Raw genomic sequence first — 18,406 nt, 5'->3', positions numbered from 1 at the left:
GTGATGCTATATCTGCCCATTTTTGTGACTTATTTATGCCTTCTTTAATTCCCCAATCTTAGACCTGAATCCTTACGATAAAAGCATCGCATACAGTCGCTCATTGACCGCCAGTCCTCGAAAAACAGGATGCCGAGCTGATTGAAACTTGTATTGCTCAAATCCGCGCCATAAATTAACCTCTACCAATACTCATGCTGCTACAAACTAATAGTTTTATGTACAAATAATTGTAGGATTTAATATTTAAGATTTGATAAATAAAAATAGTGATAGGGGAGTTATTATGAATCAATATGATCAAGAATCCGCTGAAACAAAAACACTCGCATCTCAAAAAGATGTATTAACACAAAACATTTTAATCGTTGATGATCACCCAGAAAGCTTGCGCCTTTTATCCCAGGTTTTGTCTAAGCGGGGATATAAAGTGCGGCCGACACGGGATGGCAAATTGGCTCTTAACTTTGCTCAATCGACTCCACCGGATTTGATTTTGCTGGACATCATGATGCCCGGTATGAATGGCTATCAAGTCTGCGAACAGCTAAAAGCTTCTCCCAAAACCAAAGATATTCCTGTAATTTTTCTCAGCTCTTTAAATGAAGTATTTGATAAAGTCAAAGCTTTTTCGCTGGGGGCGGTAGACTACATTAGTAAACCGTTTCAAACAGAAGAAGTGGTGAGCCGCATCGAAAATCAACTGCTGCTCAGTCGTCTTTCTAAGCAAATTGTAGCACAAAATGCGCGGCTGCAAGCAGAAATAGAAGAACGCAAGCGGGTCGAAGCAGAACTGCGAGAAAGTCAGCACTGGCTGTCGGCAGTAATTAAAATGAATCCTAATGTTTTGTACATTTACGATGTGATGGAACAGCGGATTTTATATATCAATCGCGAACTGTATAGGGATCTTGGCTATTCCCTGGCAGAAATACAGCAAATGGGAGCAGCATTTCTGCCTAACTTAATCCACCCTGATGATTTGCCAGCTTTCTCAGAACACATGAGCCGGATTGAGACAGCACAAGACGGTGAAAGCTTTGAGATTGAGTACCGAATTCAGCACCAAAACGGTGAATATCGCTGGTTTTTTAGCATGGATACCGTGTTTACCAGAACAGCAGAGGGTAAACCTTGGAAAATTCTGGGAAGTGCTACTGAAATTAGCGATCGCAAACAAGCAGAACTCGAACTGAAAACGGCTTTAGCTGCTTTGGAACGGCAAATTAAGCAAAGATTTCTGCTAGAAACAATTACTCTGGAAATTCGTTACAGCTTAAAGCAGGATCGAGTGTTTCAAACAGCAGCAGCCCAAATATGTCGAGTTTTTAATGCCGATACTTGCTTGATTCACACCTACACAGAAGATCCAAGTCCCCGCCTTCCTTGTGTGGCTTACTACACAAGAATTGAATCAAAATCGCTTTCAAATTTAGAAATTCCCATCGAGGGCAACCCTCACGTTCAGTTTGTATTGTCCCAAGATAAAGTTGTAGTTTGTAATGATATTTATGTGGAACCGCTGCTAGAAAATGTCATAGGTTTGTGCGAGGAAATAGGTTTGAAGTCGATGATAGCAGTGCGGACTTCTTACCAGGGAAAAGCTAACGGAATGATGTGCTTGCACCAGTACGCTCACCGCCAATGGACGCAAGATGAGATCGGATTATTGAAAACTGTGGCGGCACAAATGGGAATTGCGATCGCCCAAGCCAATCTTCTCGAACAAGATAAACAGCAGCGACTGAAACTGCAACAGAGCGAAGCTACTCTAGCAGCAGCCCAGAAAATTGCCCATATCGGTAGTTGGGAATTTGATGTCGTCACAAATAAAATTACTTGGTCAGCAGAAGTATTCCGCATTTTTGGTCTTGACTCAACCGCACCTGAACCGACATACTTGCAACTTTTGGAGATGTATCATCCCGACGACAGAGAGGTTTTTGAGCAAACTATCAACCTCGCTATTTCAGAAGGAACTCCCTACAAAATTGAATTGCGAATTTTGCATTCTAGCGGTCATATCCGATATGTGGAGATCAGGGGAGAAACTGTTTCTAACGAAACCCCAGAAGTAATCCAACTGTTGGGAACAGTCATGGATATTACTGAACGGAAACAAGCCGAAGCTGCTTTGCAAATTAGCGAAGAGCGTTTTTATCTAGCATTTGAAGGCTGTGCTATGGGATTGTGGGATTGGAATGTGAGGACGGGAGAAGTATATTTTAGTTCGCGGTGGAAGACGATGCTGGGATATGAAGTAGAGGAGGTTGAAAATAATTTTGCATCCTGGGAGCAACTGGTACATCCAGAGGATTTGTCACAGGCTCAAGCAGCGATACAAGCTCACTTTCAATGGGAAAGTTCGATGTACGAAGTGGAATTTCGGATGCTGACAAAATCCGGCGAGTGGAAGTGGATTTTAGCTCAAGCTAAAGTGATGGAACGCGATGATTCGGGAAATCCTTTGCGGATGACGGGCACGAACACTGATATTAGCGATCGCAAACAAGCAGAAGCAGCTTTGCAATTTAGCGAACAGCGAGAACGAGAAAAAGCCGAACAGTTAGAACAAACTTTGGCATCATTAAAAAAAGCTCAAGCCCAGCTCATTCAATCCGAAAAAATGTCAAGTATCGGGCAAATGGTAGCGGGAGTTGCCCACGAAATTAATAACCCGATTAGCTTCATCTACGGTAATATTATTCCAGCCGCACAGTACGCTGGCGATTTGGTAAAATTGATTCAGCTTTACCAACAACATTATCCCGAACCATTTCCAGAAATTGCCAAAGAATTGACAGAAGTCGAAGTAGATTTTATCGCTGAGGATTTCCCAAAAATTATGGCTTCAATGCAAGAAGGTGCTAACCGAATTAAGCAGATTGTGCAGTCTTTGCGAAACTTTTCGAGACTCGATGAAACAGAGTGTAAAGTAATCGACATTCATGAAGGGATAGAGAGCACTTTGGTGATTTTGCAGCACCGATTGCAGTCACAGCCAAAACGTCGGGAAATTCAAGTTATTAAAAATTATGGCGAGCTGCCAAAAGTCGAGTGTTATCCGGCTCAATTAAACCAGGTATTTATGAATTTGCTGGTGAATGCGATCGACGCTGTGGAAGAGTCATTAGTCATCACTCATTCGTCATTAGCAAACAATATTTCAACAGTTACAAATGATGCTGGAAAAATGTTTGAGAAAAATCCTCAGATTCACATTAGCACTGAAATAAATAGGGACAATCAAGTTGTTGTGCGGATTGCTGACAATGGGCCCGGTATCCTTCCCGAAGTTCAGTCAAGGATGTTTGACCCGTTTTTTACTACAAAGCCGATCGGCAGTGGCACTGGTTTGGGGTTGTCGATTAGTTACCAAATTGTTAAAGACACCCACGGCGGTAAGTTGCGGTGTAATTCAGAGGTTGGGCGGGGAACAGAATTTGCGATCGAACTGCCGATTTCGCAAAAAGTGAAAAGTAAAACCTTTTATTAAGGTTAATTGACGGCAAATAATATCAAACCCTGACATTTGATCCGATATTTCATTGGAACCATCTGTGGTCTAGTTTAATCTTATCTTAATCGTGATAGAATTAAAAGCTACTTTTTTCGCTGCTAGACGTTTCACTCTTTCTCTTGGGAATGAATTTTACAGTTGATTTCATACATATTATCTCAACTCGCGTCTGTAGCATCTACTACATTTTAACTGACTTATGACTGACTCAATACGCTTCCTGATGTGCGCTCCCGACCACTACGATGTCGATTATGTAATTAACCCTTGGATGGAGGGAAACGTCCACAAATCATCGCGCGAGCGAGCCGTCGAACAGTGGGAGAAACTCTACCACGTCCTGAAAGACAACGCCATTGTAGATCTCGTGCCGCCCGAAAAAGGCTGGCCGGATATGGTTTTCACCGCCAACGCAGGCTTGCTTTTAGGCAATACTTTCGTCCTCAGTCGTTTCTATCACAAAGAACGCCAAGGCGAAGAACCCTATTTCAAAGCATGGTTTGAAAGCAAAGGTTTCACCGTGCACGAACTCCCGAAGGACTTGCCGTTTGAGGGCGCAGGTGATGCTTTGCTCGATCGCGAAGGACGCTGGCTGTGGGCTGGATACGGCTTCCGTTCCGAACTAGACTCGCACCCATTACTAGCAAACTGGCTGAACATAGAAGTGCTGTCGCTGCGTTTAGTTGACGAACGTTTCTATCACTTAGACACCTGTTTTTGTCCGCTCACAGGTGGCTATTTGCTCTACTATCCAGCAGCATTTGACTCCTACTCGAACCGCTTAATTGAAATGCGAGTTGCGCCGGAAAAACGCATCGCCATTGAAGAAGCAGATGCCGCGAACTTTGCTTGCAATGCTGTCAATATTGACAAAGTTGTGGTAATGAACAAGGTCAGCGAAGGCTTGAAAACGCGCATCACTGAAGCGGGTTTCAAAGTCATTGAAACGCCGATGAGCGAATTTTTGAAAGCCGGCGGTGCTTGTAAGTGTTTGACGCTGCGGGTGAATGAACCGGTGCAAGAAGATCGATCGGCAAACGTGATGGTAGAAAGCCGCACAATCCGCATGGCAGGCCACTTGCTAGATGCGGGTTTAATCAGTCGCGCTTTAGACTTAATTATCGAAAACGGCGGCAGTTTCCAAGTGCTGAATTTCAATTTAGGAGAGCAGCGCCAAAGCACATCATCTGCGGATGTTAAAGTTTCGGCACCTTCCCACGATGTGATGGAAGAAATCATGGGACTGCTGATTGACTTGGGCGCAGTGCCACCGCCGGAAGATATTTGCGACGCTATTTTAGAAGATGTTGTGCAGGATGGAGTCGGCCCGGATGACTTTTATGTTAGTACGATTTATCCCACGGAAGTGCGGGTAAACGGTCAGTGGGTGAGAGCGCGAAATCAGCGGATGGACGGTGCAGTTGCGATTACTGAAACCGCAGAAGGCCCGGTGGCTACGTGCAAATTATTGCGCGATTTGAAAATAGGTGAAAAAGTCGTTGTGGATGTTGTCGGCATCCGCACTATCCGCAAAACAGAATCGCGGGAACAGCGTAATTCTCAAGAGTTTAGCTTTATGTCGGGTAGCGTTTCTAGTGAGCGCCGCGTAGAGTTGGTAGTGGAACAAGTAGCGTGGGAATTGCGCCAAATTCGCGATCGGGGTGGCAAAGTTGTAGTGACGGCGGGGCCTGTTGTCATCCACACGGGCGGCGGCGAACATTTGGCGCATTTGATTCGCGAAGGTTATGTGCAAGCATTGTTGGGTGGAAATGCGATCGCGGTTCACGACATGGAACAATCGAGCATGGGAACTTCTTTGGGAGTTGACATGAAACGTGGCGTTGCTGTGCGCGGCGGACACCGACATCACTTGAAAATGATTAACACCACGCGGCGTTATGGCAGTATTGCTAAAGTCGTTGAAGCAGGCGTGATTACCAGCGGTGTGATGTACGAATGTGTGAAGCACAATATACCGTTTTCGCTGGCTGGTTCGATCCGCGATGATGGGCCGCTTCCTGACACGCAAATGGATATGGTGAAGGCTCAAGAAGAGTATACTGAGCTGTTACGGGGCGCGGATATGGTGTTAATGCTGTCGTCTATGCTGCACTCGATCGGTGTGGGAAATATGACACCGGCGGGTGTGAAGATGGTCTGTGTGGACATTAATCCGGCTGTGGTGACTAAATTGAGCGATCGGGGGTCGATCGAATCTACGGGAGTTGTCACCGATGTGGGATTGTTCCTGAGTTTGTTGGTGAATCAATTGGATAAATTGACCAGCCGCCATCATGTAACTCAATCTGTGTAGATTTAGGGCGGATTCGGTGGTTGAAACGGTGTAGACTCGGCGGTTGAAACCGCGTCTACACAAACGATATCCGCCTCCGCGGACTCAAGAATAGAGCGCGTAAGGTGCGCATTGCGCACCTTACGAAATTCCTAGAAATATTGAGGCCAAAAGCAATGGTACAGGAATTAAGAGACCTCAGAAATTGTATTTTAGAGGGCAGAAATGAAGATGCTCTCTTCATTGTCGATGAATTAGAGGGCCTGAGCAAACAAGCAACTCTGCGGAATATCGGGTCTTTTTTACTAATTCTGCTAATCCACTTAATTAAAAACCAAGTAGAACAGCGTTTAACAAATTCTTGGGCCGCTTCTATTGCTAATTCTGTTCGAGGTATTAAAAAGCTCAATCTCAAAGATAATAAGACACCTTACTATATCAATGCCGATGAGTGGGAGCTTTTCATAGAAGATGAACTAGAAGCCGCAATTCGTGAGGCTAGTAGGGAAGTGTTGGAAGGAAGGTTAAGCCGTGCTCAACTTGCTAAGAGAGTGGACAGAGAGCAAATGGTTGCGATCGCAAATCAGCTACTGTCCCTGACATACACTTATGCTAGAGGAGAATTCGAGGATGCGATCGACGAATATTTGTCGCAGTTGCCTGGGGGTGAAGATTGGAACGTAGACAGTTAAAAAACATGACTACAGAGCCAGTAATGTCGCGCGTTGGGTGTGCGTTGCACACCTTGCGAAATTCCTATAAATATTGAGGTCAAGAGCAATGGTACAGGAATTAATAGACCTGAGAAATTGTATTTTAGAGGGCAGAAATGAAGATGCTCTCTTCATTGTCGATGAATTAGAGGGCCTGAGCAAACAAGCAACTCTGCGGAATATCGGGTCTTTTTTACTAATTCTGCTAATCCACCTCATTAAAAACAAAGTAGAACAGCGTTATTTAAATAACTGGTCCCGAAGGCTCAGTACGATAGCTTAAGTGTTCTAGATGGTACTCAACTGTGTCACGCATATCACGAACTGTAAATTCCATTTCAGAGACCGCTTCGCATTTGCGTAAGTCCACTGTTCCGCTATCCTTTGTCTTTTCTAAAAGATTGGGAAATTCTTTCTTGAGGCTACTTACGATATTACCAGCCATTTCACCGTATTCAGCCTGATCAATGATGTAGACAATGCTGATCGAGAGTTCATACGGTTCTTCGGGAGGAAGTTCATCTTCGGGATCATAAGACAGACGGAAAGACAATATTCCAGCAGAATTTTTCTTACCTTTATCGTCAATGTGTTTAAAAACTTCTCTAAGCCGCTCAACAAGGCTATTCGGTAGAGCATGGCGACGGTATCTAGCAGCCAGCCAACTCTGAAGAATCTGCCCAGAATGAGTATTGAGTTTATAAGTCTCATCAGGCTGGAGAGTGTCAAGCCTATCTTTATGCAATATCAACCTTTTTGAGGCGATTAGTTCAATCCAAACAATTTGTCCATCATGTTTGTAATCTATGTGTAGAGTGCGCGGATTTTTCCCGTAAGTGAAGTTCTTATTGTGCTGCTCTAGGATGCGAGCAAAAATGAATTCCACAGCAGGTTCAAGATTCAGATTGTCATTGGCGATATCGCAATCGTGGGATATTGCTATAGCCAGATCAGCATCAGGTACATCGGTCAAGCCCACCGCCTGAAAGTCTTTCTGAGCCAGTACGCTACCCTGTCGCCATTTGGTGTTTCGAGACCAAGGCATTGTTGTACTAACTCCTCTCATAGATAGCCACAGACGACTCGCTCAACACATCGTGGAGCGATCTCAGGTTTTTGCCAGAGCCTTTAGGTTCACGGCGAGTCTGTGCTTCTTTATCGGCTATTGCCTTGAGAGTGGCTAAATCTGCTACAGGATCTTCATCTGTCTTGAGTATATCGAGCAAAGAACGTCCATTTAAAATCGGACGATGCACAAGCTTATCTAAACGAATGATGTTTGCTCGATTAAATTGGTCGGCGACGCGGGACAATTTCTGAATACGTATTACTGCTTCTCCCTTTGGCTCTTGTCCTGCCAGCCAGGCATAGACCGTAGGACGAGTGACCCCAAGAACAGAAGCCAGATCAGACATATTTATAGCAAATACATCACGGATGTTCGCAACATTCTCAGCCGGGGATCTCGTATCAACCTGATTTGCCTTAGCAGGTTCGATATGTATACGCGGATCATACAACCATCTGTTTAATTCAGCAGTATTATTTGGAGTCCTGATGCCACCAGTGCCTACTGCTAAAACTAATAGTGGGGCAAATAGTTTGATAGCTGCGTGAGAACTAGAGGTATTTGTATGTTCAACAAAAGACGAGTGATAAGGGTTTATTGTTGTGTTCATATTCTTAAGCCCATTTTTCTTTAGCGTAGTCAGTTACTGAAACCTTAAAAGCATTAGTGATGATGTCATGTGACTTCAAAAGTTGGTTTTTAATTTCTATAAGATTAAAAGTATTTCGTTTGACGACGAAATAGTCAGTATCTAGTACAGTATTTCGACCATTAACTGCTGTAAATTGGGGTTGTAGTTCGAGTTGTAAGGGAAATAAATCAGGTGACAGAGCTAAAGCCCCATCAGTAATTACCGCTCTGGCAACTAAATTGCCGTTCTCGATAGCAGTGACTGTCTCAGTAAAGCTGTGAACTAGGCAACCATCTAGGCTTGCTGAAAATCCCAAAAGACTTGGGTTCAGGTATTGTTCTATGGTTTCATCGTTTATTGGAAAAACCGCATTAAGGTAACGGAGTCCAATGCGCTCTACATAATCTAGTTCTACAATTTCGTGAACCAAATTTAACCCAAAAATGGTACGTTCTAAGAAACTTTCAAATGTATGGTATGCAGTAGTGTGAAAAACCAAAGCATTGGATAGCAATAAATAGCCTTCAGTCCGTTCACTATTCGTAAAGCTCCAGCGCACGTGCTGCTGAGGCTTAACATCAGGCTGTTGCTCGTCCAGCCGACGAATTGTGAGTTCAAATTGATTTTCGGCTTGGAAGTCGGGGAACCCACTTCGGCGCAGGCGCTCCTGCAAACGGGCAACATAATCCGAGATTTGGGCAATTGGGTTAAATTGCACCTGAGCCAGTGTGTAGAACACGGGCGCAAGACTCATTTTTGGCGCTGCTGTTTTCATAATATCCAAAGGATGTCCATAGGATGTCCACAACTCTATTTTACATATCACTTTACACTTTTACGAAGATTTTTCCTGCGTACCGAACGTTTTTTAGAATCTGCACCATTTGTAAAAAGAATCTCTACAACCTGAAATTCACTGGCTTGGATAGTCAAGCCGTAGGGTGTGTCGCCATCGACAATCCTTCATCAACAGCGACAATCTCATGGCGACGCACCCAAGGGCTACAGCTTTGAGGTTAAGATTGGGGCCTGTCCTCGATCGCAATATAAGGCTCACCGTGAGTACCCGTATAGATTTGAGTCGGGCGGTAAATGCGGTTTGTCTCTAGCTGTTCCTTCCAGTGGGCTAGCCAACCGGCAACGCGGGCGATCGCAAAAACAGGCGTAAACAAATCGATCGGAATTCCCATTTTCCGGTAAACCAGACCCGAATAGAAATCTACATTAGCATAAATTCCTTTCTGCCCCAATTTCTCCTCAACCACTTCTTCCAACTTGACAGCAATGTCGTAATAATCGTCGTGTCCGAAGTTTTCAAACAACTGTTCTGCTAACCCTTGAAGAATAGTTGCTCTCGGATCTTTCACCTTATAAACTCGGTGTCCGAATCCCATGATTTTGTCCTTATTTGCAACGCACTTCTCCACAAAAGGCCGCACGTTTTCTACCGAACCAATTTGCTCCAACATCTCAATCACTTCTTCATTCGCTCCCCCGTGCAGAGGCCCCGCCAAAGTGCCAACTGCTGAAGCAATCACCCCGTAAGGATCTGTCAGAGTCGAAGCTGTTACCATTGCCGAAAATGTAGAAGCATTGATTGTATGTTCGGCGTGCAGAGTCAGACAAACGTCAAAAATGTTAGCTAACAGCGGATCTGGTTCTCGCTCGTTTAGCATATAAAGAAAGTTAGCCGAGTAGTTCAAATCATCCCTCGGCCGCACCGGATCATTTCCCCGCCGCATTTGCTGGAACGCTGCTACCATTGTGGGAATCTTAGCTAGCAGCCGCACTACAGCTTCTCGAATGTATGCTGGGTTGGCCAAAGCTCGGCGCGAGTAGAACAAACCCAAGGCCGCTGCTGAAGCTTGCAGCGCGTCCATTGGATGTCCTCTTTCGGGAAAGCATTTCATCATATCCCGGATGCGATATTTGATCCGGCGGTGATAGCGAATTTCATGCTCGAAAGCTTCTAGTTCTTCCTTTGTCGGAAGTACGCCCCAGATTAATAAATACGAAGTTTCCACAAAGGAACTTTTGAGAGCTAGTTCCTCAATGCTAATCCCGCGATATTCTAGCACCCCTTTTTGTCCATCTACATAACTAATACTGGACAAGGTGGCGGGAACACCTTCTAAACCTGGTTTGAATTCGCCGACGACCATTGCGATACCGTATTGTGTGATTGAATCTAATCAAATTACATTACCAGAAAGCAAGATAGTGTCACCGTCTTGACAAATAATCATTTACTCGCGACTCAGGCGCAAGGATGCTCAGAAACGAGATTTTTCCACAGAGTTTGCGATCGCACCGTTAGATATTTTAGTTCCTCACACCCTGTTGCGGAGTCGGAGAATGCCGGTCAAACAGGGCTGGCGCGCCCTGTGATTATCGCGCCGATTCGCTGTTTCTAACAAAGCAAAAACTTAGGCCCTGTGAGCCAGAACATTTGGCTGCGGCCGACTGGGGAGCCTGTTTCGGGGAGGATTAAGCCGATGATACCTGCTTTTTTGAGGATCAGGGCATCTTGCGATCGCCCCCAAAGCAAAGTTTCTGCCCAATTGCCCAAATCTGGTTGGTGGCCCACCAAGACTAAGCTGCGGTTGCCTGTTTCCTGCCACTGCTTGTACCACCTCAGCCAGTCCCCGATGTCTCCTGAAGGTGCGAGGGCGGCGGATTCTTCTATTTTGGAACTTAGACCGACTGAAAGCAGGATTTGCGCGGTTTGCGAGGCGCGCAGTAGGGGACTAGAGAGCATCATATCGAACTGAATTTCGAGCTCGTACAGCCGCTGGGCGATTTTTCGGGTTTTACGATCGCCCTCTTTAGTCAGCGGGCGTTCTGAGTCTGTTTCGTATTCTTCTGGTTCGGCTGCGATACCGTGACGGATCAAATATAAATGCACTCTCGCTGTCCTTTTGATAGCTTTGCGATGGCTACGCCCCGGCTTACGCACGCGATCGATGAAGTTTGGCGCGATCGACATCTTTTGCCTATTCTACAACTGGATTGACATCTAGCACTGTCATCTGGTACGCGCCATAGGCGTAGCGATCGCGCCCTTGTCGTTTCGCATCATACAATGCTCGATCGGCTGCGGCGATCAATTCATCCGGGGATTTGCCACAGCAGGGAATCATGCTAGCAATTCCCATACTCACAGTCAGGATCGCACTCACATCAGATTGCTCGTGAGGGATGGCCAAATCTCCGATGGCATCTCGGATCGACTCAGCAACTGCGATCGCCCCAGCAGCATCCGTATTTGGCAGAATAGCAGCAAATTCTTCGCCCCCATAGCGCACAAACAAATCCGTCGAACGTCTAACCGCAGCCGCCGCAGCTTTCGCCACTTCCACCAAACAAATATCCCCAGCTTGATGTCCGTAGCGATCGTTATATCGCTTAAAATAATCCACATCCAACATAATCAATGAAAGCTGTTGTTTGCCCTGCATCAGTCGGTGCCATTCCGACTGCAATCGCTGATCAAAACAGCGGCGGTTTGCTACTTGGGTTAACCCATCTGTCATAGCCATTAATCTTTCTTGTTCCGCCCGGTTTTTCAGAATCTCCTCGGCCTCCTGGCGTTCTGTAATATCAGCGAAAGTGGTCACTACTCCATAGGGTTGAGATTGATTGAGATGGAACAGTGGTTGAGAATTAATCGAAATCCAAGTCAGGGTTTGATCCGATTTGTGAATGCCCATCACCACATTCGATCGCGCTTCTCCCGTGCGTAGGGTGATTATTGCCGGATGCTGTTCCCGCGGAAACGGTTCGCCATCCTCGCCAATGGTGCGCCAGTCTAAATCTATGGATGTACGCCCCATCATTTGGTCTGGTGTCAGCCCGAGAATCCTTTCAGCACTAGCATTACAGGTAGTAATTTGTCCGTTTGCTAGCTGAAGTACGACACCTTCGGTCATTGTAGTAATCACAGAACAATACCGTTCATCGCTTTCCTGCAATTGACTCAGGAGACTGTTTTTAGCCTCAAACTCCGAAGCCAGATGCAGGCTCCCGGCCATAAACCCCGCCATTAGTTGTAAAGTTTGGATATCTGACTCTGTAAAGGCAAAGGGTGTAGCTGAAACGACTTTTAAGACGCCAACCCGATCGTCCTGATAGAACAAGGGAACAACCACCAGTGACCGGAGACCAATGCGCTGACAGGCCGCCAGATCCACCCGTGCATCGGTTTCTGAATCCTCGCAAATCATGATTTGGCCGGTCGCAATACATTTTCCCGATAAACTTGTCCCTACTTTGATCCGTAATCCAAGATAGGCGGTGGCGATACCGCTGGCTGCCCGATACACCATTTCATCCCCTTCCAGCATTGCAATCACGGCCCCATCGGCACCGATCAATTTTTGAGTTCGATCGGTAATCACCGCCATCACGGCATCCAGGTTAGGATTACGAAGGGCGATTTCCTGTTGGGTGGCAATCACTATACCCAGACGCTCGAACTCTTTTTTTAATGCTGCTTCTGCTTGTTTGCGAGCGGTGATATCCTTCATAAAACAGTGATGCCCGATCGATCGCTCCTGCGAGTCGTAGGCCGCCAACATCACCACCTGCTTGTAAAAAATCGAACCATCTTTCCTGATACCACGGGCCTCAACCTCCACTCGGCCGCAGGCTAGCATTTTTTGATAAGCGACCATCATCGTGTCGCAGTCTTCGGGATGAACTGTTTTCTGCCAATTCATACCAACCATTTCTTCAGGCTGATAACCTGCTATATTCGCATAGGCTTGATTAACGGTGATATACCGTCCGAAAATATCCAGCCGCGAGATGCCCTCCACCGCATTAGCAAGAGCTCTACTCATTTCTTTGAGTTCTGTTTCTGCCTGGACAATATCCGTAATGTCTTGGGATGTGCCAAACAACCGAATGACTTGTCCCTCTGCATTGAGTTCGGCCTGTCCCCTGGCTTCGATATAGCGGAGCGAAGCATTGACGCCCAAGACTCTGAGCCGCAATCGATAGGGTTCTCCGTGACTGAGGGATCGTAGAACTACCTGGTGTAGCTGTTCGGCACTTTCGGGATGGTAAAGCCGCATATTTTCTTCATAGGTAGGTTCGCCCAGGGCCCTGTTGCGTCCCACAATCTCGAATAGTTGGGCAGACCAGGTAATTTTATCTGTAATTACGTCCCATTCCCAGTTACCGATGTGGGCAACCCGCTGGGCTTCTGACAACCGGGTTTCACTCTGTTGCAGGGCTGTTTCCGTCTGCTTGCGGTCGGTAATGTCCTTTTCGTTCACGAGCAACATCGGGTTGCCTGTTACCGGGTCGTTGGTACATCGCACGTCCATCTCGTGCCACCGAATTCCCGCCAGAGTAATGACTTGAGTCTCAGCAGTAAAGACCTTACCGGACTTGAGAATTGCCATTGCTCGCTCTCCTACCCGATCGTCCACAAAGCGGCTCACAAAAGCATTGTCTGTCTTTCCATAACAGCGCAAGGCCGCCGGGTTTTGCAGCAGCAGCAAGCCTTCTAGGCTGTACAGCGCAACCATCAGCGTGGTGTGGCGGAGTGCTTCGATCGATCGCAGGGTTTCCGGCTCAATGCGATCGACGGTTTCGATCGTACCCTCCACCAGCATTGCCAAACGCCCGCCGTCAATTCTAATGCCAGAGCACCGACAGCCGACAAAAACAGGCTCACCGGCCGGGTAAAACGTCCACCGCTCGGACAAGGTTTTGCCTTGCTCAAACTGTTGCAGATAGCTCTGCAAGCGAATCCGAGTAGACTCCGACACATCGCTAAAGTTGCGGCTCGTGAGTTCTTGCCGCGTCGCAGCATTCCACAAATACAAGGATGCTTGGTTTGCCCACCGCATTTGCCAATGCTCAATATCAAATATCCAGAGCGGGTATTGCAACAAATCAAAGGCGTTGATGTTGACAATATCGCTGATCAGGGAACAGGCACTGTCTGGTTCCAGGCTATTTTGATGGTAGACTTTTTCTATATTGGTGGCAGTTTGATCCGGTGCTGTTTCGAGTTGTGGCGGTTGATTTGGTGGCAGCACCGGGTGGTGAGATTCCAGTTGCCGTATCCTCAAGCTGATCTGCACTGCAACGTGTTGCAGGATCTGAATGTCGAGAGGTTCCCACTGACGCGGACTTCGGCATTGATGAGCAATCAACAGTCCCCACAGCTTCGGAGATTGCTGCTGTTTGCCATCTAGCAAAATTGGTACAACTAAGTTAGCCTGCACTTGGAGGCGATCGAGCAATTCGACATGACAAGCTGGAATATGACCGCTGTTAATATCAGCAATGCTGCTGGTTTGTCCCTGGCTGTAACGCTTTACCCAGGTTGTTTCAAAGCAAGGGTCATAAATCAGTTGTCCCAGGATGGGCGGCCACTCGCCACCAACGGATTCAGCCAATACTACACTATCTCCATGCGGTAAGAAGCGATAAATAATTACGCGATCGGTTTGCAGCAACACCCTGGTTTCTGCTACCGCACATTGCAAAATGCTCTCCAGATCCCCGAACTCGTTGATTTGAATTGCAATTTCTGAAAGTTTTTCTAGAATTTTCTCTAACGACCAAGAGAAATCCTGTTTTGTAGACATCTCCGTGTTCCTTGTTCTGTGAAGCTATTTTATACTATTCTAGCCCGCGACAAATAAATATAATAATTTGTTTTAATTCGTAGCAACGTTTTTTTTGACTTTAACAATAAAACTAAAAAGTTGTTTTCTTGTTCAGGAACGCTCAAGCCAAAAAATCATCTTTATGTTATATTCCCAGGAATTTATGTGGTTTGGTCTCGGAAATAGCTAATTGTATATTTCAATACGGTTCATTTAAGACTGTCTTGGCGGTAAAACGATGTGAAAAACAGACACTGCGATTGCTTCACGAGTACCTTATATTCGGACAAAAAAACCTTAATTAAACCGTATTGTATTATATCCGGTCAATTACTGGTAACAAAAAAGGTTCGTAGTGAGGACTAAAGTCCTCATATAAGGACTAAAGTCATCACTACGAACCAAATAAGATTCTAAAGTTGAGATGTTTGCGAGACGAGTAAAAAATGCGATCGAACCTCACAGCGACAGATTGCTCGGCATTACCAGGCTGTTGCTCAAATCAAGACTCTACCGACAAACTCCATAATTAATGATCGTAAATAGGATTATCTTTAGGACTAATTAAATTCAGCAACTTTTGCTTGATCTGAGCATCGAATACTTCCCATTTGTGCCTTGCATAGTCGCTGTTATCATTCCTGCCAGACAGAAATCCCACCGGAATCTCAAAACCTCCAGCTTGACTTCTGCCTCCACCAAAAAAGCGTCCTTGAGCATCTTGACCGAAGGCTTCTTTAATAAATTCGTCGGGGTCGAGAGTAAGTTTATTCGTTCGCAGCGAGCCAATTACTACTTCAAGTTCTTCGTCTTTGTCGTGTACAATGGCGTAGACAACTGCTGTGTGTACGTTCTCTTCTGTTACTAGAAAGTCCGCTGCTTGGGGAATGGAATCCCGATCGTCATAACGGAGGTAGCCGATGCCCGCGATCGAGAAATTGTTCTGGACGATGCGGTGTTTGAGCGCTCGCTCGATCGCATCCATCACCCATTTAGACCGAGAGGACTGTAACACCGCATTCAACAACTGTGAGTCATAAAATCGGCTCAAATAAGCCGCAGCTAAAAAATCCTCCTCCTGAGCTTGTCTGAGGGCGTTGGTATCCGATCGCAAACCGTGCATCAAAGCTGTAGCGCATTTGACGTGCTGGCTAATACCGCTGTCGAGAGTTAGCAGTCCAGCCTGCAAATACTCCGTAAAAATCGTGGCTGTAGCGCGGATTTGAGGGCGCAAATCCGTAAATTCTGCGTTTATTTCTCCCTGCAAATTGTGGTGGTCGATCACGGCGGCGATCGGAATTCCTGCCCCTAAAATAAACTCGGTTAAGTTACAAGTCGTGCCTTGGTTGTCGATAAAAACGCAGCCCTGATAAGCCGATAAATCCTTAGCTTTTGCCGTTTCCAGCGTCCAGCGCTGTAACGGTAAACCAGTTAATTTAACTAAGGCAATATTTTCTTGGTGGCTGAGGGCGCCGGCGTAGATCATCTCGCATTGGATATCGTACTTTTCGGCGATTAATTTGTAAGCCCAAGCGCTGGAAAGTGCGTCTGGGTCTGGAAAATCTTGCAATAATATTAACTGGCGATTGCCTCTGTGCCGATCGAACATTTGGCGCAATTGCTCGACTTTGCGATCGTGCAATTCCCCGCGCAGACTGTCGCGATTCTCTTCGGAAACAACTTCGGCTTTGCCGCGCCGTTTTCCAGGTACACTCACTGCGGGTACAACCTCGCTGCTGGAGTTAACCTCAGCTTCGAGATTATTGCCAGATATTTCATCAGAATTGGTAGGGGGGTGGTCTTTCATTGTTAGAAATTAGCAATTTAACTTTGTCTGGACTGGCGCGCCAAAAGCTCTTAAACCCGGTTTCTTTGTAGATGCCGCGTTGTCAAACCGAATATTTCTTAAGAGAAACCGGAGTTAAGAGCTTAAATTATCTCTTAACTATTTAACTTTTTAACTCAAAACTATCGGGCGGACACACTGATGGCGCCACACAATTCAAAACTTCCGCAAAAAACCCCCGCGCTTGCTTGCGACAGGGGTTTCAAAGGCCGATTACATATTTTTGCCATTCTTGGTGCATACCACTCTTAACGTGTCTAGTCACTTCAAAATAAAGACCACTGTGAGGTTTCCTCGGCGGATAGCGCAGCACCATTCCCGCTTCTTTCGGGGTGCGACTGCCTTTATTGACATTGCAGCGCACGCAGGCTGTAGCCAGGTTTTCCCAACTTTCACCTCCCCCGCGCGATCGAGGAATCACGTGATCCAGCGTCAAATCGTCCCCGCTATAGCCACAGTATTGACAAGAGTGCCCGTCCCGGTGCAAGATGTTCCGGCGAGTCAGCGGAATATCCTTATAGGGAACTCGGACGTAATGCCGCAGTCGAATCACAGTTGGTAGCGGGAAGTTTGGCGCAATAAATTTCCCGTTATGTTCTACCTGTTCTGCTTTTCCTTTCAGCAACAAAACTACCGCCCTTCGCCAATTGGTGATGTTGAGCGGTTCGTAGGAGGCATTCAGCACCAGAACATTGCCCATTGTTGATTATTAAAGAGAAGATTTTTAATGATGCTAACACAGGTTCCAATTTAGGGGGGCGGGCTCAGGAATGGCAAGGCGATCGCCAAAAACGGCTAAAAACCTTACCTTTACCCTATACCCTCGCGCCTGCGCCCTTTGTGGCTGCACGTATTTTTTGCCCCAGCGTTTGTCAGCGAGGGATTTTCCGTGAGTTTAGGCGAAGATAAGGTCAGTATGTGCGATGGCCAAACTTTACAGAATAAATTTTATTTTTTTCCCTAAATGCCTAATCTTCCCGGCAACCAGCAGCGTAACTTTTTAGAGTATTAGTAACCTTAAATTAAAAAACTTATCACTGCCCATGAAATTTCGGCTCTTAAAGTCAGCTTTTAGCGCGTCAATTATTGCCCTAGCAGCTCCGATTTTAGCAAACAGTCCCGCCTTTGCCCAAACAACGTCATTCTTCTGTGGCGCTGCTGGTGGTCGCCCGGCCACAATTGCCGTCCAACAAGGAAAAAATATTCCCGTTATTCTGTGGGTGGCTGACAACTATTTCAATGAATCAGGAGAAGACGCCATTACTCGGTGTACACGAGTCTCTGGAATTCTCAACAACTCGCAACCCCAAGGAAACTGGGATAATATTGTCACAGCAGGTGCATCTCCTAGCGGTCAAATAATTATTTGTGCAGCTAATCCTCAAGATGGTTCCTGTAGATTATTATATCAAGTACCCAAAGGGCAAAATCCCGAACAAGCCCGACAAGAACTTTTAAAAAGAGTTAAAAATCCTAATCTAAATACTTCGCCTGTCAAGGTAAATTGATAGTCATCAGTCATCAGTCATCAGTCATCAGTCATTAGTCATTAGTCATTAGTTAGATCATTTTCGCTGCATCGAAATAATCATTTTTCGATGACAGTTATTTTCTTCAGTAGGGTGCGCAATGCTAGCCCTGTCAAGGTTTTTGCTGAGCTTGCTTCAAAAGTCGAGCTGTAGATACATGACGATGCAGTGGGTCTACA

At 46.0% G+C, this 18,406-nt stretch carries 12 protein-coding genes and 1 pseudogene; 5 read left to right on the top strand and 8 right to left on the bottom strand.

Translation table 11 applies throughout. The annotated features are described in order from the left end of the window. The first annotated feature begins 286 nt into the window (after window positions 1-286). The 4 genes and pseudogenes from QUB52_RS25725 to QUB52_RS25710 form a co-directional block, all read left to right on the top strand. Window positions 287-3,496, top strand: a complete 3,210-nt coding sequence (locus QUB52_RS25725) for a PAS domain-containing protein (protein WP_332969450.1) — start codon at window positions 287-289, stop codon at window positions 3,494-3,496. Between the two features lie 223 nt (window positions 3,497-3,719). Next, the gene (gene argZ, locus QUB52_RS25720) at window positions 3,720-5,834 is read left to right on the top strand and encodes a bifunctional arginine dihydrolase/ornithine cyclodeaminase (RefSeq protein WP_332975218.1); all 2,115 of its coding nucleotides are present in this window, start codon (window positions 3,720-3,722) and stop codon (window positions 5,832-5,834) included. A gap of 155 nt (window positions 5,835-5,989) precedes the next feature. Next, window positions 5,990-6,505 carry a DUF29 family protein gene (locus tag QUB52_RS25715; RefSeq protein ID WP_332975219.1) on the top strand — a complete coding sequence of 172 codons (516 nt, stop codon included), beginning with the start codon at window positions 5,990-5,992 and terminating at the stop codon, window positions 6,503-6,505. Between the two features lie 88 nt (window positions 6,506-6,593). Next, a pseudogene (locus QUB52_RS25710) lies at window positions 6,594-6,785 on the top strand (hypothetical protein); the annotation flags it as partial. Here the strand turns inward: QUB52_RS25710 and QUB52_RS25705 are convergent. From QUB52_RS25705 to QUB52_RS25670, 8 genes are all read right to left on the bottom strand, one after another. Beyond that, window positions 6,771-7,571 carry a hypothetical protein gene (locus QUB52_RS25705; protein ID WP_332975220.1) on the bottom strand — a complete coding sequence of 267 codons (801 nt, stop codon included), beginning with the start codon at window positions 7,569-7,571 and terminating at the stop codon, window positions 6,771-6,773. The pseudogene QUB52_RS25710 and the gene QUB52_RS25705 overlap by 15 nt on opposite strands. 7 nt (window positions 7,572-7,578) lie before the next feature. Beyond that, window positions 7,579-8,205 (bottom strand): hypothetical protein, encoded by a 627-nt coding sequence (locus QUB52_RS25700; RefSeq protein WP_332975221.1) that lies wholly within the window; start codon window positions 8,203-8,205, stop codon window positions 7,579-7,581. A gap of 4 nt (window positions 8,206-8,209) precedes the next feature. Further along, window positions 8,210-9,001 carry a TIGR04255 family protein gene (locus tag QUB52_RS25695; protein ID WP_332975222.1) on the bottom strand — a complete coding sequence of 264 codons (792 nt, stop codon included), beginning with the start codon at window positions 8,999-9,001 and terminating at the stop codon, window positions 8,210-8,212. Window positions 9,002-9,242: 241 nt separating this feature from the next. Further along, window positions 9,243-10,388, bottom strand: a complete 1,146-nt coding sequence (locus tag QUB52_RS25690; protein ID WP_265234896.1) for a citrate synthase — start codon at window positions 10,386-10,388, stop codon at window positions 9,243-9,245. A gap of 248 nt (window positions 10,389-10,636) precedes the next feature. Then, the gene (gene sixA / locus QUB52_RS25685) at window positions 10,637-11,131 is read right to left on the bottom strand and encodes a phosphohistidine phosphatase SixA (RefSeq protein WP_332969461.1); all 495 of its coding nucleotides are present in this window, start codon (window positions 11,129-11,131) and stop codon (window positions 10,637-10,639) included. Window positions 11,132-11,219: 88 nt separating this feature from the next. Then, window positions 11,220-14,831: a diguanylate cyclase domain-containing protein gene (locus QUB52_RS25680; protein WP_332975223.1), complete on the bottom strand. Its 3,612-nt coding sequence runs from the start codon at window positions 14,829-14,831 to the stop codon at window positions 11,220-11,222. Window positions 14,832-15,381: 550 nt separating this feature from the next. Beyond that, a complete protein-coding gene (locus tag QUB52_RS25675) occupies window positions 15,382-16,659 on the bottom strand; it encodes a DHH family phosphoesterase (protein ID WP_265234898.1) in 1,278 nt (425 codons plus the stop codon). Between the two features lie 241 nt (window positions 16,660-16,900). After that, window positions 16,901-17,398 carry an HNH endonuclease gene (locus tag QUB52_RS25670; RefSeq protein ID WP_265234899.1) on the bottom strand — a complete coding sequence of 166 codons (498 nt, stop codon included), beginning with the start codon at window positions 17,396-17,398 and terminating at the stop codon, window positions 16,901-16,903. 343 nt (window positions 17,399-17,741) lie between these two features. Between QUB52_RS25670 and QUB52_RS25665 the strand changes: the two genes are divergently transcribed. Then, window positions 17,742-18,206: a COP23 domain-containing protein gene (locus QUB52_RS25665; protein WP_265234900.1), complete on the top strand. Its 465-nt coding sequence runs from the start codon at window positions 17,742-17,744 to the stop codon at window positions 18,204-18,206. Window positions 18,207-18,406 lie beyond the last annotated feature (200 nt).

Source organism: Microcoleus sp. A6-C6, from assembly GCF_036705955.1.
GTDB lineage: Bacteria > Cyanobacteriota > Cyanobacteriia > Cyanobacteriales > Microcoleaceae > Microcoleus.
This window is presented reverse-complemented; position numbering and strand designations above follow the sequence as displayed.

Coding starts and splice junctions, on each gene's coding strand:
- QUB52_RS25725 (WP_332969450.1), top strand. CDS start 287: ATGAATCAATATGATCAAGAATCCGCTGAAACAAAAACACTCGCATCT.
- argZ (WP_332975218.1), top strand. CDS start 3,720: ATGACTGACTCAATACGCTTCCTGATGTGCGCTCCCGACCACTACGAT.
- QUB52_RS25715 (WP_332975219.1), top strand. CDS start 5,990: ATGGTACAGGAATTAAGAGACCTCAGAAATTGTATTTTAGAGGGCAGA.
- QUB52_RS25705 (WP_332975220.1), bottom strand. CDS start 7,571: ATGCCTTGGTCTCGAAACACCAAATGGCGACAGGGTAGCGTACTGGCT.
- QUB52_RS25700 (WP_332975221.1), bottom strand. CDS start 8,205: ATGAACACAACAATAAACCCTTATCACTCGTCTTTTGTTGAACATACA.
- QUB52_RS25695 (WP_332975222.1), bottom strand. CDS start 9,001: ATGAAAACAGCAGCGCCAAAAATGAGTCTTGCGCCCGTGTTCTACACA.
- QUB52_RS25690 (WP_265234896.1), bottom strand. CDS start 10,388: ATGGTCGTCGGCGAATTCAAACCAGGTTTAGAAGGTGTTCCCGCCACC.
- QUB52_RS25680 (WP_332975223.1), bottom strand. CDS start 14,831: ATGTCTACAAAACAGGATTTCTCTTGGTCGTTAGAGAAAATTCTAGAA.
- QUB52_RS25675 (WP_265234898.1), bottom strand. CDS start 16,659: ATGAAAGACCACCCCCCTACCAATTCTGATGAAATATCTGGCAATAAT.
- QUB52_RS25670 (WP_265234899.1), bottom strand. CDS start 17,398: ATGGGCAATGTTCTGGTGCTGAATGCCTCCTACGAACCGCTCAACATC.
- QUB52_RS25665 (WP_265234900.1), top strand. CDS start 17,742: ATGAAATTTCGGCTCTTAAAGTCAGCTTTTAGCGCGTCAATTATTGCC.